This window comes from Burkholderia sp. PAMC 26561 (assembly GCF_001557535.2).
Lineage (GTDB): Bacteria > Pseudomonadota > Gammaproteobacteria > Burkholderiales > Burkholderiaceae > Caballeronia.
On the sequence record NZ_CP014309.1, the window covers coordinates 42,624 to 67,139 of the forward strand.

The window sequence follows — 24,516 nt, forward strand, 5'->3', positions numbered from 1 at the left end:
AATGCCCGAACCGTCGTCACCAGAAGTTCTCCGTGCCAGCACAGCAACTCCGACAGTACGCGCCGCAGGGCTAACCGCTCAAGGCGTCGGCCGTGCCCCGAGCAACGTGTCGGAACCTATAAAGGCCCCTGAGGAGCGGATCGCGTCTCGCCATAGCGGCGATGGCATGTTGGCTGTCGGTGTGTTGTCTGATCTCGGCAGCGAGAGAGCCTATCGAGTATGGGCGTCGGGAGACTCGGAAGATCTGAAGCTAATCGCAGATCCGCAGGTGCGTGAAAAGGCGTTCGAGACGATTGTTGACAACATGCATATGCCGCAGTACCGAGAAGCTTTGTCGCAGGTCGATTACGGTCTGGAGCGCGAGGCGTTGCGAACTTTTAACGCACGCAGCGATATCAAAGTCGAAAGCCCCACGTCGGCCGCAAATAGCGCAGCGCAGGCCCCGGCTGCGGTCACACCTGTTAGCGCGCCGGCGGATCTGTCCGCCGCCGCAACTACAGTGTCGACGCCGCAAGCGCCAAACGCGGCGCACGACAGCGAGGCCGTTGAGGAAAACGCCATCGAAGCGGTACCAGCCCCCACGCGCCAGATCTTGCCCAATCAAGTGCCGGATTCCGAGAAGCGCCGCGAAGCTGAGGAAAAGATCCCGCGCCGCAATGCCGGCGCGCGTCTGCTAGACGCTTTTACGCGATCGCTTGTCGGCCGTGAGCGCACGGGCAGCGCTAACGAGATTTCTTCACCGGCTGTCATGACGAAGGACGGCTACGCCGTGCCTGAGGCAATTGCATCCCGCTACGTCGTGCGCGATGGCGATTTCTGGCGCTTTGATGAGAAGGATCCAAGCAACGCCGATAAGCATGAGCCGAAGTTCACCGACAAAGGCCCGCGCCTGGCAACACGTGAAGACGATCGCGGCACGGCAGCAGACATGGTTACCGTTGCGCAAGCGAAGGGCTGGCAACAGATCACGCTCAAGGGAAGCGAACCGTTCCGTCGCAACGCATGGATGGAAGCCCAGCTTGCGGGAATCAAAACCCACGGATTCGAGCCGAAAGAACAAGACCGCGCGATGCTCGAAGCGGCACGCCGCGAGCTCGACACGTTGACCATCACCGCCGGTCAACGTGTCCCCGACGCTTCGCGACCGCAGTCGCCACCGACAGCGGCACCTACAACTGAACTGAGAGCCAAGCAGCCGCCCGAGCGTCGAGTGGACAACCTTAGTGCGGCTGCGTCCACCGCTGCGGCGCCAGTGGACACACTCTCACAGGCCGCGTCTGCTTCTCCGGCCACTCCTACCCCTTCAGAGCCCACCGCTCCGACTCCTTCTGTTAGATCGACAGAGCCGACCGCAATTTCAGCATCGGCCGAGCCAATTGTTCCTGAAATACGCCCGGCCCCGGTACAGCCTAATCAAAACGTGCTCTTAGCGCATGGCGCAGCACCGTACAAGCACGACAAGGACAACGCTGACAGTTACTACGTCTCATATCGCGAATCCGACGGCGCCACAAAGACGGTATGGGGTAAGGATCTGGAACGCGCTATCCGGGATTCGGGCGCTGAGTCAGGTGACGCACTCACGCTTGAAAACCTCGGCTCGCGCCCGGTCACCGTCAATCGGTCGATCAAAGATACTGAAGGCAAGGTAGTAGGAGTCGAGCAAATCGAAACGCGGCTCAACGTCTGGGACATCCAGAAGCAGGAAAGACAATCTCCGGACGCTCAGGACTCGACCGCTTACGCAATGAACGTTGCGGGCTTGCGCGAACAGGTTGAGAAAGCGCTAGCGGGTCAGCCAGATAACGTCGTGCGGGAGGTGATGGATCGGCTGGCCGAGCGTCTTCAAGCCGGAATTGCAGTGCAGACGGAGCAGCACAAGGCGCCCTCGCCCGCACGAGATCTGAAGCTGGCGATTGATACGCGCCTGGCTCAAGTCGATGTTGACCGCGAGGCCCGTCAAGCAATCGCACAAGCGCCAAAACCACAGCGCAATCCTGAGCGCGACGTCGCGAAACAAACCGCACCGAGCGTCGCGCGATAAACCACACTTAATTAAGGAACGACCATGAATATCGCCGTAATCAATTTTTCGGGCAACGTCGGCAAGAGCACGATTGCGCGGCATCTGCTAGCGCCGCGTGTTCGCGATGCCAAGGTCATCGCCGTTGAATCAATTAATGCTGACGATGGCGCACAGGAGACTGACGAAAAATTTCGAGGTCGGCAGTTCTCGGAATTGCAAGCTCGTTTGTTGTCGGGGGATAACGTGGTGGTTGACGTAGGCGCATCCAATGTCGAGTCCTTCGTCGCGCTGATGAGCGAATACGACGGTTCGCATGACGATTTTGATTTGTTCGTCGTGCCCGTTGTCAGCGCGGAAAAACAGCAACGCGACACCGTTGCCACCCTCTTAAATCTCGCGAACATGGGTATTGCCCGCGAGAAAATTGTTGTGGTCTTCAATCAGGTCGATCGAGTGCTCGGATTTCAAGAAAGCCAATTCAGCTCAATCTTCAGCTTCTATAACCTGAAAAGGTCGTTTCGCCTGGATCGTGACGCAGTGCTCTACCAAAGCGACGTCTATAAGTATGCCGCCGAAGCTGGCCGCAGCATGGATGCCGTGTTGACAGACCCAACCGACTACAAATCAGCAATTGCAGAAACCCCAGCCAGTTCCGAGAAAAACCGGCTTGTCGCTCTTTTAGGTCTGCGTCGCTTGGCCTTACGCGTCAACGCCGAGCTCGACGCTGTATTTGAAGCAATCGTTCGTCCGGCCATGACGATTGCTGTTGGTGCGCGCGATGAGTGAAACCGGCGAGCCAAACGCTCGCGTGCGGCGAGATCCGCTATCTCCCCACGTTCGCGATGAGGTCATGGCGGAGATATTGGGTGACGTTCATACGCTGCACAAGTCGGTAAGCGATCTCGCTGCAATCATTCAGACATCTGACGAACGATTGAGCGGCCGTATTGCCGACCTGCTCAAGGTATCGAGTGACTTTGCCAATGCACGCGAGGGCGCGATCGCGGAGCTTTCTGCCCAAGCAAGCATTGCCACCCAACGGCGCATTGCGGACTCACTCGGCGGCATATTGGCCAAGGTGGACCTCACGCTCGCGTCGATTGGAGGGACCGTGCGGGATAGCAATACTCGCCGGCTCATCGAGCTGTTTGCGGTCGCACTCGCAAGTGCGGCGCTGGCGGGCGCCGCAACCCTTGCCGGCGTCTGGGCGTTGATTCATTGAGACCGAACCGCGATGACATTCCAATTTGACGCGATAGGCGCGGGATTCGAGTTTGACGCGCACGCCCTCGCCGATCACGCATGGTCTGTCGCGCAGCGCGCTACGATCGCCACCCTGCAGGCGTTTTACGCAGAAATTGAAACGTGGCCCGCCGATGCGGTGGGCGTGGCTTGGGAAGCGTACTCGTCGGATATCCACGCCAGCCGGTGGGCGGATATGGCGCGAGCTGGAGAAGGGTGGTTTTTGGCGTACCTCTACATACGGCAACTGCGCCCGGAGCTTGATTTCTGGACGATCACCTTCAACCGCAAGCAGTTCAGCGCATACGCCGAATCGAAGCCCTGGACTGTGCACGCACCGTTGCCCCGTTGGGCAAATCGGGATCCCGTAGTACCGCGTGAAGAAGACGTCCCCCTCACGCAAAAGTAGTTTCACCAACCTATTTATCGAGGAGTAAGTCATGGTAAATCGAGTAACGCTGACTGGCCACCTAGGCGCCGACCCGGACGTGAAGGACCTGAGTGCAGGGGTCGTCGCCAATTGTCGACTCGCGACGACCGACTACTTTAAGGACCGAGCGAGCGGCACCATGAAAGAGGCCACGGAATGGCACCGCCTTGTGTTCTTCGGACGTTATGCCGAAATTGCACGGGACTTTTTAGCGAAGGGCTCTCGCATCTATATCGACGGTCGGCTGCGCACGCGCAAATGGTCCAGCAATGGCCAGGACCGGTACACCACTGAAATCGTTGTCGAATCGCTCGAAATGATTGGCGCACCACGTGGTCACGCTCACCCGGAAGGAGAAACCGACGCGGGCGCACCGATGCCAAGCGATGGAGACGAGTGGGTTCGTGCGTATGACGAAGCGGAGTTATCTCAGGGTATCGCTCAGTGAAGAGTTAAACGATGAAAAGAACCGACCATGATCTTCGCTCAAACGTTCGCGCTATCGCAATTCCGCTGTCGATCGATCAGCCAACAGTGGTCGAGTTTCTCGGATCGCCGAACTGGGCCGTGAACCTGCCGTTTTATTTGAAGTGCGCATTGGCCTCGATCGCGGGTTTGGCCGTTGTGTGGAAGTCCGCCGCGTGGCCCACGCTAATTCCGTTCTTTTTGTTGATATCGGGGACGGTCGGGATTGCTATCGCTATCGGCCTGCGTGCTGCCACGACGGCGCAAACACAAATTGTGATCGATAGCGTTCGCATGACCATGCGCTACGGCATTTTGAGCCGACGCGTAGCGAGCGTTGAAATGTATCGCGTCCAGAACGTCGAGTGCGTGAGCAGCTGGTGGGAACGGCTAATGGGCTTCGGGACGCTGGTTGTCGAGAGCAGCGACGTCAATCATCCCCGATGGACATTGCGTGGCATGCCGGATGTTGAGGTTTTGCGCGAGTGGATGAATCTTGCAGCGATCGCGCGACGGGACGCCAAAGGCATTCGCGAAGTCAACATGGGACGCGTCTGAAATGAGCCACGCCGCTAAATCCACTAAGCGTGGACGCCGTGCGATGGCAGCTGAGACACAGTTGGCCAAGCGGGTCGGATTTCGGCTGACTGATGCGGAACACCGTGCGTATCTGGCAAAAGTTGGAGCATCCGGCATGAGCGCGTCTGAATTTTTTCGTGATTGTGTACTGACCAACCGCACGCGGATCGTTGCGCGTCAACCGTTGAGCATCGACAAAAAGCGTGCGCTGCTGGTCGTCAATAAATCCGGCAACAACCTGAATCAGATCGCCCATGTGTTAAACGCAGCGCGTTTGGATAGTAGCGCGACGGAAAGTACCTATCTCGCGGCCCTCGATGCGTTGGAAAGCATTGAACTGCTTTTAAAGGCGCACCTGCAAAATGTTGCTTAGGGCGAAGGGGCGGCACGATGGCGTAAAGGAATATCTCGAGAAAGGCCGCAAGCTTGGCCGCGAACTGGAACGCGACGAGATGGACGAGCGCGTGGTTCTCGCCGGCGACCTGGAATTAACTGATTCGATTATCCAGTCCATCGACGTCGCGCCCAATGTCGACCGGTATTTGTCGGTCACGATGAGCTTTAAAGAAGATAACGTAAGCCGCGAAACGCTGGAAGCGATCACTGAAGATTTCCGAAAATTCGTCGGCGTCGCGTATCTCCCTGAAGAGTTCAATTTCTATGCGGAAGCGCATCTTCCGAAGGTCAAAAGCTATCTTGACGGTGCCGGCGCGCTGGTTGAACGAAAGCCGCACATTCATATCGTTATTCCGAAGCTGAATCTGATTTCGGGCGGTCACCTTGAAGCGCTGGGCTTCTACAAATCAAACATTCAGTACATCGAGGCATTTCAGGAACACGTGAACGCGAAGTACGGTTTGGCGAGTCCCAAGGATCATCGGCGCACGGGATTTACAAGCGAGTCTGAAATGATCAGCCGTTACAAGGGCGACCTCTTTAAGCCTGCGAGCCGCGATATCAAAGAGACGGTTCTGAATGCGATGCTGGATCGGAAGATCGAGCGCTACGACGATTTTTTGGCTCTCTTGGCTGAGCACGGTGAAGCGCGGCTACGCAATGAAGGGCGCGACAACGAGTACGCGAACGTGAAGCCTCAGGATGCGCTGAAGGGTGTCAATCTGAAAGAAGGGGTCTTTTCACGTGCGTTCATCGAACTGCCCACGCAAGACAAATTATCGCAGCTCTCGGCAGACGTTTCCGTGACGTATGAAGCAACTGGCAGGGCCCGTGAGACCGACGCACGCTATCTCGACGCATTGGCGCAGTGGAAGCAAACCCGTGCGCTCGAAGTGAAATATCTGAATAACGGCAACACCAAAAGTTTCCCCGCTTATCGAGCGGCATCCCTCAATGAACGCGTGGCCATGCTTGAACAGCGGCGTGACGCGTTCTATTCAAAACATTTGGATGATTATCATGAGTCAGGATCAGGACGACAATCAAGCGGACAACCAGAGGGATATGCACCAGGCAAAGCACGAGGAATCGGCGAACGCGACGCCGGCGACGGACGTGTTCGCGGCGATGGACGACTATATGAATTCGACAGAAGCGCCGGAGTCGGATCTCGAGTCGATCCCCAGCTCGACGCCAGATTTCCACGCGGCCCCGGATCGGGAAGCCTCGGCGGCCTCCCGCCCGATTCCCGGCGCGACATCCCCGGCGAATCCCGCGGAACTATTCCCGAACACCGGCAGCATGGCGCTCTCCCAGATTCCCAAGGAACGCCGTCCTCGGCCTTCAACGGTATGCGAGGTATGTCCGGCGTCCCTGTGGACCGCTTCGCCCCACGACGTGCAGTGCTGGTGCCGGATCATGCACTTCACGAGCTGGAGCACGAACGCACCGTACCAACGGATAGCCTGCGACGGAATCGCCATCGCGAGCGACCAGGCGTAAGGGCAACCGGTCGACGTGCCGATAGCGTTCTGTCGCAGCGTATGCGCGACGAGCGCGAACATATCGCCCAACGTTCCGCCCGCGATGAGTACTCTGACATTCGCGCGAACTTGGATCCCCATCGATTGCTTGCTGAGCTGTCGCACTCTCACGGCGTGCGGCCGGAGAAATACGGGATCACGGTGGGTCGCGATGGCGCAAGTCGAATCCGCGCTGGTGCCCGGCATTTGAACGTCTCGGATTTCTTGACCAAGGAACTGCATCTGCCCTGGCGCGACGCATCCGAGATCCTTGGCGGTTCGTACCAGCGTCAGATGTCGGGCGCTGCCTTCCCCTTAGCCCGCGAGCTTCCACGTGCCGCACTCTGGCGCGAGTACACGATCGACCGGGACGTTTTCCGGCGCGCGCGCCAGGACGCCATGGCGACGCAGCAATCCAGCGAACAATCACGCCGCGCTCAAATCAAACAGACTTTCAATGTCGCTCGCGACGCGGCACGCAACCATCTTGATTTGCGGCCGTCCGGCCGGCGCGCGCTGGCGTCGATCGCCCGAATGACCAAGGCAGACGCAGAACAGACATTGCGCGGTCAGATCCAACTCGAGCGCGAAGGGTTGAAAGCGAAGTATGGTCAGCGTCATGGCGCGACCTTTGGTGAGTTCCTGCAGGCGCGCGCGCAAGCCGGCGACACCCGCGCATTGGTCGAGCTGCGCCGGATGCGTCCAACGATCTCGGAAGCACCTCAACCTGAAGAGAATTGGATCACAGCCGCTGGCGAAGAGCACGCGCGCAGGAAAAGTCAAGCGTCCACAGGAGAGGACGCAGAAGATCCGAGCGGATCAGGCTACGACAACCAAATCATTTACCGGGCGCCGTACTTGAGCTACGAAGTGCATCGGGACGGCGCCGTGACCTATCGGCACGATGGGCGCAGCGTGGTTCGGGATCACGGCCTCGCGGTACGCGTGCTGCAAACGGATCGTGCTGCAGTTGAAGCGGCTTTGCGCCTCGCGCACGCCAAGTTCGGACCGGCACTCAAGCTGCAAGGGCCGGTCGAAATGCAACGGGAAGCCGCGAAAGTCGCGGCAGAAGCGGGCTTGTATGTCGAGTTCTCCGACAATTCTCTTAACGACATCATGCAAGCACGGCGTGTCGAGCTGATCGGCGATCGCGCGGCGGCTGTTGAGACGCGAACGCAAGATCGGTCACGCGTGCGCGATATCCCGGTAGCATCGCAGCCGGTAGCGCCTGATCGTGCCCCAGGTCCCATTCAAGACCCGGATCCGGTGCCGGATGGCGACTTACGTCCGCCCAGTCCCTTTGCGCCATCGTTATAAGGGTTTGGTTGGCACACTAGATTACCCGGCTGGCGCTCCTGGTACGTTTACCGTCGCGCTTGCCAGCGGCACTGGCTGCATTGTTCGCTGGTGATCGTCCCGCAGTTTCTCAAACCGAATTTTTTGGTCACTCAAAAATTTATCGCGACTCCATTCACCGTTGATTGACGGTAGCGGAGGAAGGTTCGCGTGCTGCCGAAGTAGTTTCGCTATTCGCACGAATTCCAAACCCATTGCAGCATACCCGTGCCGTCGTTCCCAAAAAAAGCTTGCATATTCAGGCGGGTCGTCATAATCGCCCGCGTTTGAGATCTTGCGATTTAGTGTTTCAATTTGATATGGCAAACTCAAGATTTCATACATTAAATTGGATGGTAGCGACTTCCAATTAACATTAAGCGTGAGGGGATCGAAGTCAGGCGTCTTGACGGTTGTTTGATAAATTCCGCCCTCTCCAGCGGGTTGCCCATAACTTGTGCCGTCATCACCTACGACTGCAACACAACCATCGACAAACCGATCTAGATGTGAAACGACAAGAATTGCCAAATAGGTAGTTTCTTTTTCCGATAAAGCAACCTCTTTCATTCGCTCGCGTTTGGAAGTTAGCGATCCTCCTAACCAAACTCCGCCTAGTCCCGATAACGCGGGTATCAATGTTGGTATGACATTCCAATCCAAGGGCATGACTATTTCCTCGTAATACGGCTAGCAACAACGTAAATTTACGTTTCTCGGGACTTTAATCAGCCAATACGTGTACTGTGATTCGCGTTCAAGTCGAAAAGAGCCTAAATGCACTTGCTCGTACTCGTGGATCGAACGGTGGCGATCTCGCCGAGCGTGTTTCCATATTAGACAATTTTGGCACTGAACCCGGCGGGATGTTACGCGGACGTGGCTCAGTCCAGTATTAACCTATTTTCGGTCTGGCGTGCCCTCCACATGCGTTTGAGCAATGGAGGGATGAATCGTGCACAAGGAGCGCCCAGTGGGCGCGACCCTGACGGCGTAGCCGTCGGGGTTTCAAAAGGGGACACCCCTTTTGGCACCATATGATCGGGAAAAAAAGCGAAGCATTTTTTGTCGAACATATGCAACGTGCCTCCGTTAATCCTGAAATTTCAACCAATACTCATAATTCCGCAATAGCACTCCAAAGTCCTTCAAACTACTGCGCATCTACTTTTCTTATCCTCAAAAGTACTGCAAAATTACCGCAATAACGCTATCTTGTGCTTCAATACGACAACATCCAGAGCCGATATGACAGACGACCTGAAAACCGCTCTCCTGGCACTCTCGCGCGAGTCGGATAAGCGCTCCGTCACCGCGCGTGTGGCCGAGCATTTCGCTGAAATTGAGGGAGCCCTGAGCGCAGGCGTTCAGAGAACCGCCGTGCTCGAAACGTTAACCCGTTACGGCATTGCGTTAAGCCTAAAAAACTTCGATAACATCCTTTACCGACTTCGAAAAAAACAGGCCGCTAATCCGACGGAGAAGAAAGATGCTATTCCTCCATCCACCGCTACCGGGAAGTCGGAATTAAAAAGCATGGCTCTCTTAACATCGCAAGAACAAAGCAACGCTTCGCTTTGCCAAACTAAAACTAGCGTTAAAACGCTGCCGGAGGACTGGATCACCGCTAAGTTGACGCCTGCTCAGTTTCGTCTGCTCTCGCCTAAACAAAGTAGAGCAAAAATCGACGCTGAAACTGCACAATTTTTTCCAAACCGATTTAAGCCAAACGCTGGCGATTCTTAATTCATCATTGCAGTGCGCCCATAACTACGCTAAAAAGCGGTCTGCAAAGGATGCTTGTATAAACATGGAGTATGGATTTAAATCTTTTGCCAATTAAAAAAGCGCTGACCCTCTTGTGGTTCAGCGCTTTTTGTTGCATTCACTTGCAGCGTCAAGCTAATGCTATGCAGCAAACACCACTTCAACATGGCCCGGTTTGGTCGAACGGCGTGCCGGGCCGACAACGATTTTTACGTCACGCCCAAGTTTGGCGAGACATTCGAGCATCTTCGCTTCACTAACACCACGGAATTGACCGCGCAGCAAATTGGACAGCTTGGGTTGTGTCATGCCCAGCACTTCCGCTGCTTGCTGTTGCGTCCATCGGCGGCCCTTGATGATCTCGCCAATCTTTGAGGCGAGTTGCGCCTTGACTAGCATTTCCTCCGCATCGGCCAATCCTAAGTCAGTATAGACATTGCCGCTGCTTTCTTCGTAGTCGGTCATTTCCTTTCCTTGGCAAGTTCTTCCGCGATCTTGAGTCTATCTCTGATCAGGTCCATATCCGGCTTCGGTGTCGCGATTCCGTGGGTCGCTTTCTTTTGAAAGCAATGCAGCACATACACCGCGTCGGCAAAACGCACCGTGTAGACCGCCCGGTAAGTCCCGCCTTCCGCCGATTCGACCACTTCAAGCACTCCCGCAGAACCAAATCCCTTGAGCGCCTTCGCGTCCACGTGTTTAAGACCTATCTGGGCCTGATGCAGCGCGAATCCAAAAGTGTCTTGTACGACTTCGGGCATCGCTTTCAGGTCTTTCTTGGAAGACGCTATCCAGCGCAGAGTCTTGATGTTTTCCATACCATGGATTATATACAGATGGGTATAAATCACAAGCTCATCGACGCTCGGCTGACCAAAAATAAGACGCATCCGAATTTCTCCGGATGCGCCCCGTGATCCCTACGCGCGGACTATCCGATCAATACGGAATTTCTTCGTCTTCCGGGTCCGTTATTTCATCGCTCTGGTACACGTCGGCAACACTGTCCGACGCTTCCCGCTTTGCCAGCACCTCCGGAAGCCAGCCGGTACCGGCAAGGCGAAGCTCGGCGGTCGCTGCGGCATCGCCCTTCTTCATCGCAGCGAGCGGCGTAGCGGCTTCAGGGGAAACCGCCGTCGATACGACTTCCGCAATTCGTGCCTTCGATACGTGGTTCAGATAACTACTCTCCGTCGGCGTCCAGTACTTGGTCATATCGACTTCGAGCAAGTCAGCGAGTGCGTTGACGGGGTGCGCGGCTTCGGTGCCGGTGACGCTATCGAGCGTCGAAGCCACACAGAATGCAAACAGGTTTGCCATCACGTCGTCGCTTTGTTCAATCAACCAAGGCAGCAGATTCGAGCGCTGTTTGGGCAACATCGCAGCCCACTTGCTACGCTCGGCATCGATCTCCTCCCATGCGGCGCTCGCTTCCATGTCGTCGGCCTCGCGCAGCAGCTTGTCGTGTGAACACGTGGCCGATACATGTACGCCGGTTTCCTCGCCGTAGTAGTAGAGACTTGAAAACACCGTAGGGATCAACCGTTGCATAAGGACGGCTAACGCGATGGTTGGCTTGGCTGCAAGCTCAACCTGAACGGCGGCGGTGCGGTGAGCCGTCAAGCGACGGCATAGTTTGTCGCTGTGCACGGGCTTGGCCTTCTTCGGTTGATCTTGTCCATCGCCTTCATGGGCCGGGCTCGTCGCTGTGCCTCGCTTCACATATCCGCGCTCGATCACCACCTTACCGGCGTGGTTCAGCAAGACAAACGCTCCGGCGCTCGCGAGTTGCTCGGGCGTCCACACTTCCAGTGCTTCCACGAACTGCTCACACGTGTTCTGCGCGCCGCGTGCGGCGTCCTCAAGCGCATCGCGCGTGTCGTCGTCCTCGTCGATGGTTTCGTCGCTGTAATAGGCGTCGAGGGCGCTGCTCGCCTTGTCCCGCGCCTTTTCAAGCTTGGCATACTGCACGGCTTCCTTCTTGGTCATATCGCGCGCTTGCGGCGTGATGTGGGTGTACGCGGAAAGCTCGCTAAAGTCGCGCTTCACCCGTGTTTCAACAAAGCTCCATCCTTCGGCTGATACGTCTTGCGCGATGACCAGAAGGCGCTCAGTGGCCAGTTGTTGGAGCAACGCCATATCCGTGATGTATCCGGCGTTTGCGGACTCGCTGAACAGGTCGCGGCGCACATATCCGCCAGCGGCGATGTATGCGTCGAGCGTCACGAACGCGACTAATGGATTTTCACTGACGTTGATTTCTTCTTCAACAATGGCCTCACGCAGGTGATACGGATCGCGTAACCACGATTGCGCCGCTTCGAACCAGAGGCGTTCTTGCTTGTCGTGGTCATCGCACAAGGCAAGCGCCTGAATCTGCTCGGTGGTCATGCCATCGTCTCGGTACACGTCCAATATCTTGGGCGATACGTTGGCGATCTTCAGGCGGCGCTGAACAGCAAGTGCCGGGATGGAAAACAAAGCCGCAACATAGTCGATGCTGCGCCCTTCTTCGAGCAACAAACGAAAAGCAATCGCCTGGTCTGCCGCATGCATCGGTTAGGTCATTTCTTGAACTGTCCTCTTTGACGCAGGTCATTGAAGCGTCAGCGCTTTGCACGCGATGACGCATCTTTCGCCTGTACTTTGTCCGAGCGCGGAGAATCACTTGCTGGGACGTGACACTATCGTTACCGGTCGACATGCCTCATCCCGCTCCTTAAGGAAACGAGCGTTCTGCCGCTGATGACGTGCCGCAATAGTTTCGGCTTCGATTACACGCGCAAGCAGCGCGGCGTTCTCAGTAGCGAGGCGCCGCTGCTCAATTTTCAGCACCTCGATCACCGCCCGTTGCTGCCCGAGCTTGTCTTGCCAGTTCTCCAGCTTGCTTGGCACGACTCGCTGTTTAGCTGCGTGGCGCAATGCCTCAATCATTGCCTTGTGGTTGGTATAAATGGCATTGCGGGCAACACCAGCTTCGCGCGCCAGGTTCGCGACACTGAAATGGTGGCATCGTTCCAGCGATGCATCGTTACGCGGCGCTCCATTGACCAGCCGGTCCAGTGCATCGCGCAGTTTGCAGTCCGTTTGCTGCAGGCGCTTCTCGTAAGGGCTCGGAACTGGGATTCGGCTCGATTGACGGTTCGGGTCACGTGGCATGCGCATCTCCCTCTGCATCATTCAGTTGCTCCAGGATGCGGTCGCATTCTCCGATCCTCGTCTGTGCCAGCGTCACGCTCTCACGATCAAGGATATGGGACTGGACCAGGCTGACGTTATGCGCACGCCGTTCTTCCCACACCGACCGGTGTTTCTGCGTCACGGCGAAGTTGACGCAGGAGGCGCACACGCTTTGCGTTCGCAGGGCCGGGTTGGGGCCTTTTTCGCCACCCAAACATGACGCAGTTTCGCTTCGGTAGACGCAGTAACCCCAGTCGCACACCCCTAGATGGAGGTCAGTTTCCGCCATCAAAAACTCAACATAGGCCTGTACGCTGCCGTCACGCGTGCGCCCCCGGAATCCGGAACGGCCAGCGATCATGCGGCCGGCCTTGCCGCCGAGCGACACAGCCGTGAGCAATTCTTCAAGCGCATGGCGTGTCTCTTCGCGCGCATGACGGTCGATCAGTTCATCAAGGACGAAGTCTGTGCCGACATAACCGCGATCGGTCATCACCCGGCTCACGTGGCCGAAATGCGAGCGTAGCGCATCCAACCCGGTGCGATCGCGCTTCCCGACGAAGCGCGCGAAGGTCTTGCGTCCCTGGTGAGTGTTCAGGTGCCAGGGTTCGCCGCGGTAAGCCGGCAACTCGATGAACGCGGAAAAACCCTTGTTTAGACGCATGATGATGGTCTGGATTGCCGGCAGATGGATGCCGGCGGCGGGGCCCATTAGACCGGTACTACTGAACGACAGCCAGAGCTCTGCACGCTCACTACGTTGACGCATCGGGGCCGAGAGCCTCTCCATCACCGCGATGGCGCGCTCGACCGGAGCGGGTGCCACCCATCTATGCGGATCGCCATCAGCGCTGCGGGCGGTCTTGTAGATGCGCCCGACAAGGTAAGCGAACTGTTCCGTGCCGTCGGCCGATGGATGCCTTTCGATGCAGCCGACCTCAAGCCCCAGTATCTCGGAGACGCGTGCCCCGATCAAATAGGCGACGACGATGAAACAAGCTTCACCAATGCGCGACACGAGCTCGCGGACCTGCTTGGTGCTAACCATTGACTCAAGGTGCCATGGCTTGTCCTCGCCAGGCAGCGTCGAGAATCTAAAGTCGGCTATCTCGTCAATCACTACGAAGCCTGCCTTGCTCTGGCTGAACCCGGCGGCCAGCGCTTCGTCGTATCGAGCCTGAGCTTTATGCCATAGCACGATCACGTCGTCGGCGGGCGTACCAATCAGGCGCAATGCTGCTGAGACCAATGGCACGGCGATTTCGTCAGGAGTGTACGGCAGCCAACCACGGTCGCGGTCTCTCGAACGCTTGATCAGTGCCGCGATCGGCTCGTCGATCGCCACCTCGGGCATGCGACTGCCCTGCAGGTAGAGCAAATGCAGGATGCCAAGATAGCTATTTAGGGTCGCAGCGGACAGATTCTTGCCTCTCTTGATGCCGGGTCGCTGGGCGACAACGTCGATGAACTCGACCGCAGCGTCGCGGTTCAAATCGGCAAAGCAACGGCAGCCGCGTTCGGCCATCCATCGAATTAGGATGCGCAGGATCTTAAAGGCTGAGACCACGGTACCGTCATGCACACGCTTGCGGCCGGGAGGCGGGTCGACCTTCAGGCTCCATAGGAAACGCTTGGCTGCAACCGACCAGTCTGCCCATATCGGATCGCTGAAGGGACTGCCGTCGTGCATCCTGAAGCCCCAGTCGAGCGAGAAGTCACTGAGGCTCCCGCCCGGACGCAGTCCGTCAAGATGCCAGACGGTGTCACCCAGCAGCGATCGAGTCGACACCCGGATCTCTTCGTTGGCAGCCCGCGGCTCGGGCGCGAGCATCGGCTTGACCATGTTCACTCCAGCGCCGGCAAGCGCGGCAAGACTTCGGCCAATACGGCCGCCTGCGCATGCAACGCGTCCGGGAAGTCGGGCAGAATATCCCGCACCAGGATGCGGTAGCTGGGTGCGTAAAGCAGTTCCCAGCGCAGCGGATCGAGCTGTTCGCGAGAACGCTCAAACGCCTCTTTGGCTCGGAGAATACGAGCTAGATGCGGCGCGTCGATCGGTATCACCAAGCCCGGACAGCGCAGGCAACCGCCAATGTGCGGACAGGTCTGCCCTACCTGCGTACCGGGTGCCTCACCAGCCCGCGGGTTCAGGCAATCATGACCGAACGGCGCTGTCGCGCGAGTGGCGAGTTCCGGAGCGACGATGTCGCGCTGTATTGCATGCGTGTCGGCCTCACCCACAATCCACCCGACCATCAGACGCTGCAGTCGCGCCACGATGTCACGCCGAATTTGCTCAGTGCGCGGCCCCTTGACATATACCTCAGTTGTCGTCACCGACACATGGTTAAGGACCTTCTGCACGTGCACGATGTCGCCGCCCGAGGCCTGGTAGTGTTCGGTGGCCACGCTGCCACGCAGAAGCATCGCAGCGAAATCCGGCAGCAGCGTGCGCGGACGCTCTGGCGCAGCCCGGTTCCAGATAGCGATGCGCTCGTTGGATCGAGCAACGAACCCTGCGACAGCATGCGTGATTGTGCTCAATGAGACTGGCGCGACGGTGTGCGTCTTCTCGCTCTTGACCAGGAACAGATGCTCTCTATCACGCAGCGATGCCTGTGGGACCAACGGTGCGGTCATTGTTAACAGCTTGTCGATGAGGTTCGGTGCGGCGTAGCGTCTGCGACGGTCGAACGAGCGGCGCTGCGCACGCTTCAGCTTGTCACCGGCCCGCCCCTTGTCCCAGTCGACGATCACCCGGAACTCTTCCAGGGGATGCGGCCGCTGACAATCCCGCCGAAACAATATCAGCGCCTGCGGATTCGCCGCCGTCTGGATTGCCAGCGCAACGTAGAACGGCAGCAGTGCTTCACCCGTCAGGTGCAGGTAACCTGCTAATGTGCGTAGTCCCCCGTGACGCGTAATGATAGACCTGTTAAAACGATGCCCGATGAGAGTCAGTTGCGCCGCTATGACCCCGTCGCTCACCTGCGCGAGGTCGCGAATCAGGCGGTATAGATCCGCCGATACTCCTGCGGGCACGATGTCCTGGTTCAATATCTGTTGCCCCAGCTCAAAGCGCTCCCAGGCAGCATCAATTTCCTCGTAGCATGCCCGCAAGATCGCCTTGAGCTGGTCCTCGGACAGGCGCCCCCGCAGCGGGTGCTGGTTATTACGGTTTGGATAGGTCCGAAACGGGAAGTCGATGCGCTGCGGCAGGCGCGATGGATGGAGCCGTTTCGTCCAATTCACAAGGTTGCGCAGATAAGACAGCAGGTTGGCACGTGCTGACAGCGAGCGAGGACTACCAGCAGGGGTGGTCTGTTGATCCAGCCATAAGATGTAGCGTCCGATAGTCGCCGTGTTCAGGTCGTCGGTCGACGCAATGCCGCGGTCCTCTCCTGCGAAGCGCGCAAAGATCTGCAGCGATTGCCAACAGGCGCGCTGTGTATTAGGCGCGGACGCCACGTGGTGATGGCGAAAGGCATCCGCGAAGACGTAGGTCACATCGTTTGGCAAGGCGAGCGTCATCAGGTCGTAACGCCGGACGACGTCGCCCCAGCCATCGTGGAACACGACAACGCTATCGCTTCCGATCGCCTTCCCGGCACCGGATGCGGTCATCAGGCGCCGGTCGATCTTTGCGCGGTTAGCTGCCATCGAGGATCAACTCGCCGTAAAGGTAGTCGATGCTATCGCCCAACTCGCGCTCGTTGACCTCAACGCAGCGCAGGTAGATGGCAGTGCTCTGGATCGAGCTGTGGCCGAGCAAAACTTGTACTGTCTTAAGCGGATTAATGTCTGGCTTAAGCAGCGCTTGACGTTGTAGCCTTACCAGCATGGTCATGGCGAAGGTGTGCCGTAACCAATGGACGGAACCACTTAGGCCCGCGGCGCGAAACGCCTCGTTGAAGACGGCCGACATTCGCTCGCGAGTTATCGCTGCGCCTTGGCTATTCAGGAAAAGGGCATCGGGCGGTCGGTAGTCCGAATGCTGCCGGCACAGGGCGCGGATCTGCGGCGTGCGGATTTCGTCGATGTAGCGATGCGTGCAATCAACTAACCGGATCGGCGGATATGCAGTGCGCGGCCGATCCCCCTTCGTGATGGTCAATGCGACGCCAATCAGGGGCCTGTAATCGGCGTCAAAGTGCGCCGTCTCGGGTATCTGGAACACCGACAGGCCGCAGAGTTCCTTCCGACGCATTCCAGTGACTAGCGCCCACTCAGCGATCAGGCGGTAAGGCATCGCCAGCCGGGCGAAGAGAAGTTGCAGTTGGTCTACACGCAGCGGGCGCGGCAAGCGCTCGTGCTCGGACACAGTCAGCGCGTTGGCCGACACTACCAACGCTCCGGTATGTAAATGGCCAAGAAAAGAATGTCGTCGCTCGGCAGACACTCGTACATCGACAAAGTGAAAAGGCAGTTCCTCGATCCGGCCTCGGTCGCGAGCCCACTTGTAGAAGCGACAAACCGTATGGATGCGGTCGTTCACGGTGGATCGGGCGTAGGGTCGGCCGGTATGTGGGCTGGGATTCTCCAACATCCGGTTTCGATACGCGGCGATGGTGGCTTCGCCGATCGCCTGCCACTCAAGTCCGGACTGCTCGAGGCTGTCGAACCAATCGTGCAGATGCTCAGCGTAGGTGCGAACCGTTTCCGCTGCGTGCGAGCGGCCAGGGATTGTCGCCAGTTCGAACAAGTAGGAGAACGCCGGTTCGATTATGGCCATTCGATCAGAGAGGAGAATCGGAAAACCGGCCGGTATGCCCGGGTTGCACGCAGCCGCTCGGATGATTCGTGCCATTGGTGTCCTCCGTACTTCTCGTGCTCATCCACATCGTCAGACAGTGGATGGGCCGCAAAGCCTTGCGGCTCAACAACAAGGACGGTCGGCGTGACCTGCTGTTATCAGGGACACGAACCGCCGGGTGACGCGAGCCAGGGCAAGCTTGCCCTGGCTCGCGTTAAGGAAACTCCTTCGCCAGATTGAGGACTCCCAATGACAAACGAATGACAGGGAGAACAGGCAGGACACTTGAGGCGCGTAACCTAACATCGGTTCGCGGGACTCGTTCTCGATCAGCGAAGCCGCCACGGCTTCGGCTTCAGTCAGCACCTTGACGGGGATGTTCATGTCGGGGTTGATCTTGCCTTGATCCGCTAATAACTGGAGCGCGGCGAGGCGACGCTGACCGGCGCAAACGCACAGCTTCGGGTTCTTGCCGCGTGAGCCTTTCGCTGGGTGGGCCACCAAGTTCTGTAATAAGCCTTTGGCTAAAATGCTGTCGGCCAGCCCCTCGATGCCTGTTAGCGCTCTACGGCGCACGTTGAGCGGCGAGACGCTTAACCGGGACAAAGGAACAGACGCTATCGACGTTTCAGCAAAACTTGTTTCCAGCACCGCTCCGATTGCACCCGACCCGTTCGCATTCTCTGCCACTGCAACATCAACTGAACGATCATCCATCATTTGCTTCTCCGATTTTGGTCTTAGCGATGTGCTCGACCACTGAGTACATAATAGGCCCTTTATGCCTATTTAAACAGTCTTTAATTGTAAACTAGAAGTTACACGTTTTATTGAGTTAATACCTTTACCATTGATCGCCAATTCCTTATTATATTGAGGTGGCCGAGCATATTGCTAAGGCCCGTTTTAAGGAAATAAGATGTCGAACCCTTCTGATGTATCTGCAATATCCGCGAATCCAATTCCGGAAAACCTTCGACACCACTTTCTTCCTAGGCATCTAGGAGGTCTAATGCTGAAAGGGGAGTTTCTGGTGTACGGATGGCTAGGGAAGCTGTCAGAAGACTATGGTGGAGGGCTTTGGAACTTCTATGACTTGTCAAACGGTGGTTTTTATATGGCTCCGTGCGATGAGAAACGATTTAAAATCGACGTATCGGGAAATTATTTCTCAGGCGAAATGAGCGCCGATGCCGCAGGTATTGTGGCATCGCTATTTGCCCAATGCGATTTGGCCAATCGATACGGCATCGATAAACTCATCAATCAGTATCATTGGCTTCGCGATTTCGCGATTCAACATGCGGAATCTAATTTGATCATGAGGGCCATCGACTAGTCACCGGAGGACCCGGTCGAGAGGCCGGGTAACTCGCTCGCCTCGACACGCCCCGCTCTTGCAGACTGGGGGTGAGCCGACCGCTAAACTATCGCGCGCACCGTCGCGCCTGGAGCGAGCGGCACGGGGACCCGCGCTAGTAGCGCGGGGAGAGCCGCGGACCCGAAGCGAAGCGAAGGGGCGCGACAGCTGGGCCGTAGCGGACCACGGTTCGGGGTCGTCCAGTGGCCAAAGGCCACGGTGTATCCCCCGCTTTAGCGGGGGCTGGATGCCAAAAGGCGTCTCACGCAGCGCAACTTAACTTTTTTGAGGAAGAGACGATGGATCAAGCAACTACAATCAGACCGGAATGCCTGCGCCCAGCAGCTGACGGCTGGTTGCAACCGACCGGTCCCGAGGTTCGTGAGGTTATCGAACGCGCCGGTTTCACAGGAAGCAAAGCCGGGAAGTATTTGGGCATAGCCACTCAAGAGACGGGTGGCTGCCGCCAAGTCCGTAAGTGGATCGCTGAGGACGCGCGCATCCCCTATTCCGCGTGGGCGTTGCTATGCCACGCTGCGGGTCTGGGCCTTATTTGGGTAAGTGAACCGGTTTGAGCATCAAGAGCACGTGCCAAACGCGCGCGTCTGGTGCGGCGCTGTCCGCGTTAAATCGCATAGTCGTAATATGCAACGAATTCCGCGTGTTTCGCGTTGCCCAGGTCAAACGCCCCAGTTTGCATAATCCCGTCATAGTGGCGCAGGTCTGAACCCACAAATCCATTGCCCGTGAAGGTTCCGGCGTAACCGAGCATAGAGTATGTGGCGGTGGCGTTATATCCGACGACAATGCGAGCGGTTTCATCGCTTATTCTTTGCATGGACGAGCGGCTCATACGTCGACAGAAACCGCAGAATACCCGGCTCCAATACTGCGGCTGTAGCCGTCGCCGTGGGTGATGAACTTCCTCGCGGCCGTCTTGCTCGGGTTCACCTTGAGGCGGTCCGCGTGTTTTGCCAGTGCCTGGTGAATCATGGTTTGAACGCTGCTCGCGCCGTCCCAATGAAGCCCAGGCAATTGGATGCGGTACAGGTCCCCGGAACGGAACTGTTGAACGGTGAGACGTGTGACTCCGGCCTTTCTGAAGTTGCCGGCGTAGCGGCGGCTCACGCTTGCAATGGCGCGCTCCACCGCAGCGTCCGAATAGCGGCGGCTTGACGTGATGTAGTCGGCGCCGAACCGGACTTGCTCGCCGTCCGTCATGTGGTGGATTGAGCCTTGGTAGTCGATCGAGCCATCGAAATAGGCTGCTTTGAATCCCTTCGTGATCGATTCGACTTGCGCCGCGTTCGGGCCATCGGTCCAGCTCACATCTATCGATGCGCCACCGCTGTAGGTGCTGCTACGCACGGAAAACTTAACCCCCGGAAAGGCTTCCTTCAGCGATTGGCGAATAAGCTTGGCGGTTTCGGCACAAGTAAAATAATTAGTCATCGTAGTTGTCCTTAATATTGAGTTGAAAACCTAGATCCGTGTGACGCTGACGTTCCACCACGGTGCGCCGTCGAACACCATGCGAATGCGCGTGCCATTTAAAAGGACCTCTTGGACATCGCCTTTGGCATATGCTTTTTGGTGGGCCTCGGAGGGCGCGGGAGGAAATCCCGCTTCGTTGGTGAGGTTGCTTGTGTGGGTGGTCGTTGCGCTCATAAATCCGTCCTTTGCTTGTCGTTCTGTTTCATCTGCTCTTCGGAGCCGCCTCGACGCATGTTTTGCACGGGGCGGATTCGGCACAAGGGCATGCCCGGAGGCCGCAGCGAAGCGCAGCCGCAGGCGAGCATCGAACGGGTGAGGACATGGCGCAGCAAACCCTTGTGCTGAAGCCGGTTCGTGCTATGCGTCGATTAAGAGGCGGCTTTGAAGAGCAGAGGAAACGCGCTTTGAACGACAGGCAAAGGATGGAGCGCGGCGACGTGGTTCCCACACATGCAACCTCACGTGCGGGAGCCGCCAGGCTCTCGCACACTTGGCGCATCGCGCCACTGTTCAAGGGTGGGTGAGCGGAAAGCGATTGGTTTGTAACTGGGTCGGTCCCGCGTCAGCCTAATTTTCGCGTTTTCAAATTCCGCGTTCTGGCATCCGGGATCCGGTGTACGATACTGTATGGATATAAGGGCTATTCACTTAGCGCCAACGGAGCGATCATGTCGGCGTGAGCGAATTTCAACCTACCCCTCTTGCGGGCTTCGACTACCCTCGGACGTGGAACCAGTTTGAAGAATGGTTTGCCACCGAGGACGACTGCGCGCGTTATCTTCAGCGACTGCGCTGGCCAGATGGATTCGCTTGCCCGGATTGTAGAATTAAGGGTGAACCATATCGAAGTAGCCGCGGACGCCTGATCTGCAGAGCCTGCCGCCATTCGTGCACGGTTACGTCAGGTACGATTTTAGATAAGACACGCACGCCCCTCAAGGTTTGGCTGGCAGCTGCGTGGCATATTACGAGCCAGAAATCAGGCATGAGCGCCTTGGGTTTGCAGCGTGTACTGGGCTTTGGTAGTTACCAAACCGCCTGGACCATTCTGCATCGCTTTCGGCGGGCGATGGTTCGCCCGGGGCGAGAGCGCTTGCAAGGCATCGTCGAAGTAGACCAGAGCTATCTTGCAATTCGTGATCGCCGTGTTACCCCCGTCGGTAAAGGCACGAGGGGGCTGACCACTAAAGCTATCGTGGTGATTGCCGTGGAAATCTTGGTGCCAAAAGGGTTCGGCCGTATCCGTATCCAGCGAATTGAAGCGGAGTCGGGCGCCAACATCGTTCCGTTCGTGAGAGAAGTCGTGGAACGCGGCTCCGTGCTGCGTACGGACGGCGCAGCCATCTACCGGGACCTGCGGGAGGAATATCAGCATGAACGGACGGTGGTCAGAAACGTGATACCGGCGGATGCCATTCCAGCTCACATGCCGCTGCCTGGCGTACATCGGGTGGCTTCGTTGCTCAAGCGCTGGCTCCTCGGTACACATCAAGGAGCAGTTAAGCCGGCCCAGTTGGAACACTATCTCGACGAATTCGTGTTCCGCTTCAACCGACGCGCGTCACGTTCTCGCGGCCTTATTTTCTACCGCTTGCTCGAACAGGCCGTTCAAGCCGACCCGATCACCTACCGTCAGATCGCAAAAAGAACATCTCGCGACGCTTAAATTTCGGCTTGCGGGATGGTGGCTCTAAGTGGATAGCCCTTATATTTGTACAGTATTAGAGGGCGTTTTCATGAATCGCACCGCCGTCCAAGCGCAGCCGGTACGTCTTCCAGACGAGCGGGCGCGTTCTATCGATGCCCTACTTGACGAGACTATGTATCCCGGGTCGGGAGGAATAAGTCTTTGGCGAGGGACGCAATTGGCGCGTGCCCATGGGCGTACCGTGGACACGGGTTACGCCGCACTATCAGCCGAGCTGCCTGGCGGCGGCTGGCCGTTGGGAACAATGACCGAGCTGCTTTTACAGCAGCCGGGGATCGGCGAAATGCGTCTGCTGGGTCCTGCCATGGCGGCGGTATTAGATAAGCGCTCGATTGCACTGATCGCCCCGCAGCAGATTCCGAATGCGCACGGTTACGCCTTTATGGGCATTGATCCAGGCAAGCTCATGTGGCTGAAGGCTGCTAAATCGTCCGATGCGCTGTGGGGCGCGGAACAGATCCTCAGAGCAGGCAGCTGCGGTGCCCTCGTGCTCTGGCAGCAACATATCCGCGCCGAGTCGCTCAGGCGCCTGCTGCTGGCAGCACAGAGTTCCGAGATGCTGTTTGTCGTCATGCGGCCGCTGGCGCGGGCCCAGGACTCGTCGCCGGCGCCCCTTAGATTTGCCGTTCGGGCGGTCGCTGAGGGCGTCGCCGTCGAACTGATCAAGCGCAAAGGTCCCGCTGCACCGGCGCCGATTATGATCAAACTTTCTCCATCGCCCAACTTGATCAGCGAGCATCGTCGCGTCCAACGGCGCACGGTCGAACTGCCCGTGGCTGCGGTCGAGCACGCCGCGATCACCGAATAGTTCGTACCGAGATCGATGCGATGGCCAAAGCCCTCCCTGAGTTCGCACCATTGAGCCTAAAGGAACTGCGTTCGCTTTGGAAGAAGTACCGAGGCAACGAAGATATCGAGCGGCTCGTGTTGGAGGTTCAGTTCAGCCGGGGTGTAATCAACGAAGTCGACGACTACTTCAAGATCATTCATCGCACATGGAGACAGGAAAATTTGGGTGAATTGATCGCGATCGAAAAATTGCGGCTTGTGTTGGTCAAGCAGCACCTGCGCCAGACCGTCCTCGCCGAGATCAAGCCGGCGCCCAAGGGAACGAAGCCATCTGAGCCACCCGAGCCCGAACCTGCGTTGGTCGACTGACCGGGGCCCATGACGCACATCAAGGCGGGTTCGATAAATGTTGGAACTACAACGACTTATGGGCTTTCAAGTGATGTTGTCCACAACGCTGTCCACAAATTGTGTGGACAACATCGTGGGCTCGGTATCGTGGCGAGGATCAGTCAGTGATAGCGAACTTGTCGCGATCCTGGTCCGCGATCCAGCGAGGGGGCTTGCCGCGACCGCTCCAGGTCGCGCCTGATGCGGGATCACGGTATTTTGCAGCGACAGGCGCCGATTGCTTCCGCGGGGCGCGGCTACTGCGTGGCTCGAGGTCTTCGGGCTTAACTTCGTATAGGGCCATTTGCTCGCGGATCCATTCGATCGCGTCACTGCGCTCGGCGTTTCTCAGTTCTTCAATCTGCTTTTCCAGTGCTTCACGTTGCGCAAGCAGGGCGCGGTATCCAGTGTCCGTCATTTGGGTCGTGTTTTCTTCTATGATTAGTGATGTGAGTTCGACCGATAAAGGCTCCGGCCGTTCCAAAAACGAAGATATGGCAAAGCAGTTACGTGCGCCGCTCTGTGCCAATTGTACGTTGACCAGGACGTGTGACGGCGAAGCGCAATCGACCCTTGGACGATTCGACATTAGGTCAGGACAAAAATTAAAATGAGCACGCAACTAAGCAATCGGTGCAGGACATCCCTATACCGTGTGATATTCGGTAAGCCCAACAGTAACGACGAACGCATCGTCTTCCTGATGGCCGGCAGCCGAGAAGCCGCGTCCAAGCGGGCGACATCGGTACTTGCGGCGCTCTTTGACATCGAGCCGCTCGAAGTCTATCTGTACAACCTCGCGTCCTTCGTCGACCTGGTCGATTCGGGCGTGAGCGACGACGAAGACCTTCGTATTTTCGAACTGGGTTGGAAGGGACCCATGGTCAGTGTATGGGCTGAACACCCCCTGTTCCTCACCGACGATTCATCGCTCCTTGGCAAGTGGGCCGAACTCTACGCGGACCTCGCCAGCGCGACGGCAGTGGAAGCAATCAGACGCGCTCGTTCTTAAACTTATCCCGCAGCCACGCTGCTGTTAACTTCACTCGGTGAACCTAGTCGGCCTTCTGAATGGAGGG

The 24,516-nt window shown here is 57.5% G+C and carries 27 protein-coding genes; 14 read left to right on the top strand and 13 right to left on the bottom strand.

Annotated features, from left to right (window positions below):
* Positions 1-166: 166 nt before the first annotated feature.
* From AXG89_RS26880 to AXG89_RS26915, 8 genes are read left to right on the top strand one after another with little or no spacing between them, the layout of a single operon-like run.
* Positions 167-2,044, top strand: coding sequence for an LPD7 domain-containing protein (locus AXG89_RS26880; RefSeq protein WP_062174033.1), 1,878 nt, complete (start codon positions 167-169; stop codon positions 2,042-2,044).
* A 24-nt stretch (positions 2,045-2,068) separates the two neighbouring features.
* Positions 2,069-2,812: a StbB family protein gene (stbB, locus tag AXG89_RS26885; RefSeq protein WP_062174148.1), complete on the top strand. Its 744-nt coding sequence runs from the start codon at positions 2,069-2,071 to the stop codon at positions 2,810-2,812.
* The gene (locus AXG89_RS26890) at positions 2,805-3,248 is read left to right on the top strand and encodes a hypothetical protein (protein WP_162916151.1); all 444 of its coding nucleotides are present in this window, start codon (positions 2,805-2,807) and stop codon (positions 3,246-3,248) included. Before stbB ends, AXG89_RS26890 begins: the two co-directional genes overlap by 8 nt.
* Before the next feature lie 12 nt (positions 3,249-3,260).
* The gene (locus AXG89_RS26895) at positions 3,261-3,677 is read left to right on the top strand and encodes a hypothetical protein (protein WP_062174025.1); all 417 of its coding nucleotides are present in this window, start codon (positions 3,261-3,263) and stop codon (positions 3,675-3,677) included.
* A gap of 31 nt (positions 3,678-3,708) precedes the next feature.
* On the top strand, positions 3,709-4,146 hold the full coding sequence (gene ssb / locus AXG89_RS26900; RefSeq protein ID WP_062174022.1) for a single-stranded DNA-binding protein: 438 nt from the start codon (positions 3,709-3,711) through the stop codon (positions 4,144-4,146).
* 11 nt (positions 4,147-4,157) lie between these two features.
* Positions 4,158-4,721, top strand: coding sequence for a PH domain-containing protein (locus AXG89_RS26905; protein ID WP_062174020.1), 564 nt, complete (start codon positions 4,158-4,160; stop codon positions 4,719-4,721).
* Between the two features lies 1 nt (position 4,722).
* Positions 4,723-5,115: a plasmid mobilization protein gene (locus AXG89_RS26910; protein WP_086386491.1), complete on the top strand. Its 393-nt coding sequence runs from the start codon at positions 4,723-4,725 to the stop codon at positions 5,113-5,115.
* On the top strand, positions 5,105-7,978 hold the full coding sequence (locus tag AXG89_RS26915) for an LPD7 domain-containing protein (protein WP_062174150.1): 2,874 nt from the start codon (positions 5,105-5,107) through the stop codon (positions 7,976-7,978). The genes AXG89_RS26910 and AXG89_RS26915 overlap by 11 nt, the downstream gene beginning before the upstream one ends.
* 21 nt (positions 7,979-7,999) lie before the next feature.
* Here the strand turns inward: AXG89_RS26915 and AXG89_RS26920 are convergent, their stop codons facing one another.
* The gene (locus AXG89_RS26920; protein WP_062174013.1) at positions 8,000-8,566 is read right to left on the bottom strand and encodes a hypothetical protein; all 567 of its coding nucleotides are present in this window, start codon (positions 8,564-8,566) and stop codon (positions 8,000-8,002) included.
* A gap of 678 nt (positions 8,567-9,244) precedes the next feature.
* On the opposite strand from AXG89_RS26920, the gene AXG89_RS26925 reads away from it, so the two are divergent.
* Complete coding sequence (locus tag AXG89_RS26925) at positions 9,245-9,742, top strand: hypothetical protein (protein ID WP_062174012.1); 498 nt, start codon at positions 9,245-9,247, stop codon at positions 9,740-9,742.
* A 162-nt stretch (positions 9,743-9,904) separates the two neighbouring features.
* Here the strand turns inward: AXG89_RS26925 and AXG89_RS26930 are convergent, their stop codons facing one another.
* The 8 genes from AXG89_RS26930 to AXG89_RS26965 form a co-directional block, all read right to left on the bottom strand.
* On the bottom strand, positions 9,905-10,228 hold the full coding sequence (locus tag AXG89_RS26930; RefSeq protein ID WP_062174010.1) for a helix-turn-helix domain-containing protein: 324 nt from the start codon (positions 10,226-10,228) through the stop codon (positions 9,905-9,907).
* Entirely contained in the window at positions 10,225-10,581 is a 357-nt protein-coding gene (locus tag AXG89_RS26935; RefSeq protein WP_062174144.1) for a type II toxin-antitoxin system RelE/ParE family toxin, read from the bottom strand. Before AXG89_RS26935 ends, AXG89_RS26930 begins: the two co-directional genes overlap by 4 nt.
* A gap of 121 nt (positions 10,582-10,702) precedes the next feature.
* On the bottom strand, positions 10,703-12,319 hold the full coding sequence (locus AXG89_RS26940) for a ParB/RepB/Spo0J family partition protein (protein WP_062174008.1): 1,617 nt from the start codon (positions 12,317-12,319) through the stop codon (positions 10,703-10,705).
* A gap of 108 nt (positions 12,320-12,427) precedes the next feature.
* Entirely contained in the window at positions 12,428-12,922 is a 495-nt protein-coding gene (locus AXG89_RS26945) for a hypothetical protein (protein ID WP_069638467.1), read from the bottom strand.
* A complete protein-coding gene (locus AXG89_RS26950; protein WP_236873525.1) occupies positions 12,912-14,786 on the bottom strand; it encodes a hypothetical protein in 1,875 nt (624 codons plus the stop codon). Before AXG89_RS26950 ends, AXG89_RS26945 begins: the two co-directional genes overlap by 11 nt.
* A 2-nt stretch (positions 14,787-14,788) precedes the next feature.
* On the bottom strand, positions 14,789-16,603 hold the full coding sequence (locus tag AXG89_RS26955) for a hypothetical protein (protein WP_062174005.1): 1,815 nt from the start codon (positions 16,601-16,603) through the stop codon (positions 14,789-14,791).
* A complete protein-coding gene (locus AXG89_RS26960; RefSeq protein WP_062174003.1) occupies positions 16,593-17,750 on the bottom strand; it encodes a tyrosine-type recombinase/integrase in 1,158 nt (385 codons plus the stop codon). Before AXG89_RS26960 ends, AXG89_RS26955 begins: the two co-directional genes overlap by 11 nt.
* Before the next feature lie 69 nt (positions 17,751-17,819).
* On the bottom strand, positions 17,820-18,416 hold the full coding sequence (locus AXG89_RS26965; protein ID WP_062174001.1) for a ParB/Srx family N-terminal domain-containing protein: 597 nt from the start codon (positions 18,414-18,416) through the stop codon (positions 17,820-17,822).
* A 292-nt stretch (positions 18,417-18,708) separates the two neighbouring features.
* Here AXG89_RS26965 and AXG89_RS26970 point away from each other — a divergent pair, with 292 nt between their 5' ends.
* Positions 18,709-19,035 carry an antirestriction protein gene (locus AXG89_RS26970; protein ID WP_236873524.1) on the top strand — a complete coding sequence of 109 codons (327 nt, stop codon included), beginning with the start codon at positions 18,709-18,711 and terminating at the stop codon, positions 19,033-19,035.
* Positions 19,036-19,681: 646 nt separating this feature from the next.
* Here the strand turns inward: AXG89_RS26970 and AXG89_RS26980 are convergent.
* Genes AXG89_RS26980 through AXG89_RS26990 form a run of 3 tightly spaced genes read right to left on the bottom strand, consistent with a single transcriptional unit; the run spans position 19,682 to position 20,724 of the window.
* On the bottom strand, positions 19,682-19,894 hold the full coding sequence (locus tag AXG89_RS26980) for a hypothetical protein (protein WP_162916148.1): 213 nt from the start codon (positions 19,892-19,894) through the stop codon (positions 19,682-19,684).
* A gap of 11 nt (positions 19,895-19,905) precedes the next feature.
* On the bottom strand, positions 19,906-20,508 hold the full coding sequence (locus AXG89_RS26985; RefSeq protein ID WP_069638451.1) for an LPD29 domain-containing protein: 603 nt from the start codon (positions 20,506-20,508) through the stop codon (positions 19,906-19,908).
* A gap of 30 nt (positions 20,509-20,538) precedes the next feature.
* Positions 20,539-20,724, bottom strand: coding sequence for a hypothetical protein (locus AXG89_RS26990; RefSeq protein WP_062173992.1), 186 nt, complete (start codon positions 20,722-20,724; stop codon positions 20,539-20,541).
* Positions 20,725-21,226: 502 nt separating this feature from the next.
* On the opposite strand from AXG89_RS26990, the gene AXG89_RS27000 reads away from it, so the two are divergent.
* The 3 genes from AXG89_RS27000 (at position 21,227) to AXG89_RS27010 (ending at position 23,416) form a co-directional block, all read left to right on the top strand.
* A complete protein-coding gene (locus AXG89_RS27000) occupies positions 21,227-22,216 on the top strand; it encodes an IS1595 family transposase (protein WP_062173989.1) in 990 nt (329 codons plus the stop codon).
* Between the two features lie 154 nt (positions 22,217-22,370).
* Positions 22,371-23,066, top strand: coding sequence for a translesion DNA synthesis-associated protein ImuA (gene imuA, locus AXG89_RS27005; protein WP_062173988.1), 696 nt, complete (start codon positions 22,371-22,373; stop codon positions 23,064-23,066).
* Positions 23,067-23,086: 20 nt separating this feature from the next.
* On the top strand, positions 23,087-23,416 hold the full coding sequence (locus AXG89_RS27010) for a hypothetical protein (RefSeq protein ID WP_062173986.1): 330 nt from the start codon (positions 23,087-23,089) through the stop codon (positions 23,414-23,416).
* A 139-nt stretch (positions 23,417-23,555) separates the two neighbouring features.
* Here AXG89_RS27010 and AXG89_RS27015 read toward each other — a convergent pair whose 3' ends face one another.
* Complete coding sequence (locus AXG89_RS27015) at positions 23,556-23,855, bottom strand: H-NS histone family protein (RefSeq protein WP_062173984.1); 300 nt, start codon at positions 23,853-23,855, stop codon at positions 23,556-23,558.
* Positions 23,856-24,047: 192 nt separating this feature from the next.
* Here AXG89_RS27015 and AXG89_RS27020 point away from each other — a divergent pair, with 192 nt between their 5' ends.
* A complete protein-coding gene (locus tag AXG89_RS27020; protein ID WP_069638450.1) occupies positions 24,048-24,449 on the top strand; it encodes a hypothetical protein in 402 nt (133 codons plus the stop codon).
* Positions 24,450-24,516 lie beyond the last annotated feature (67 nt).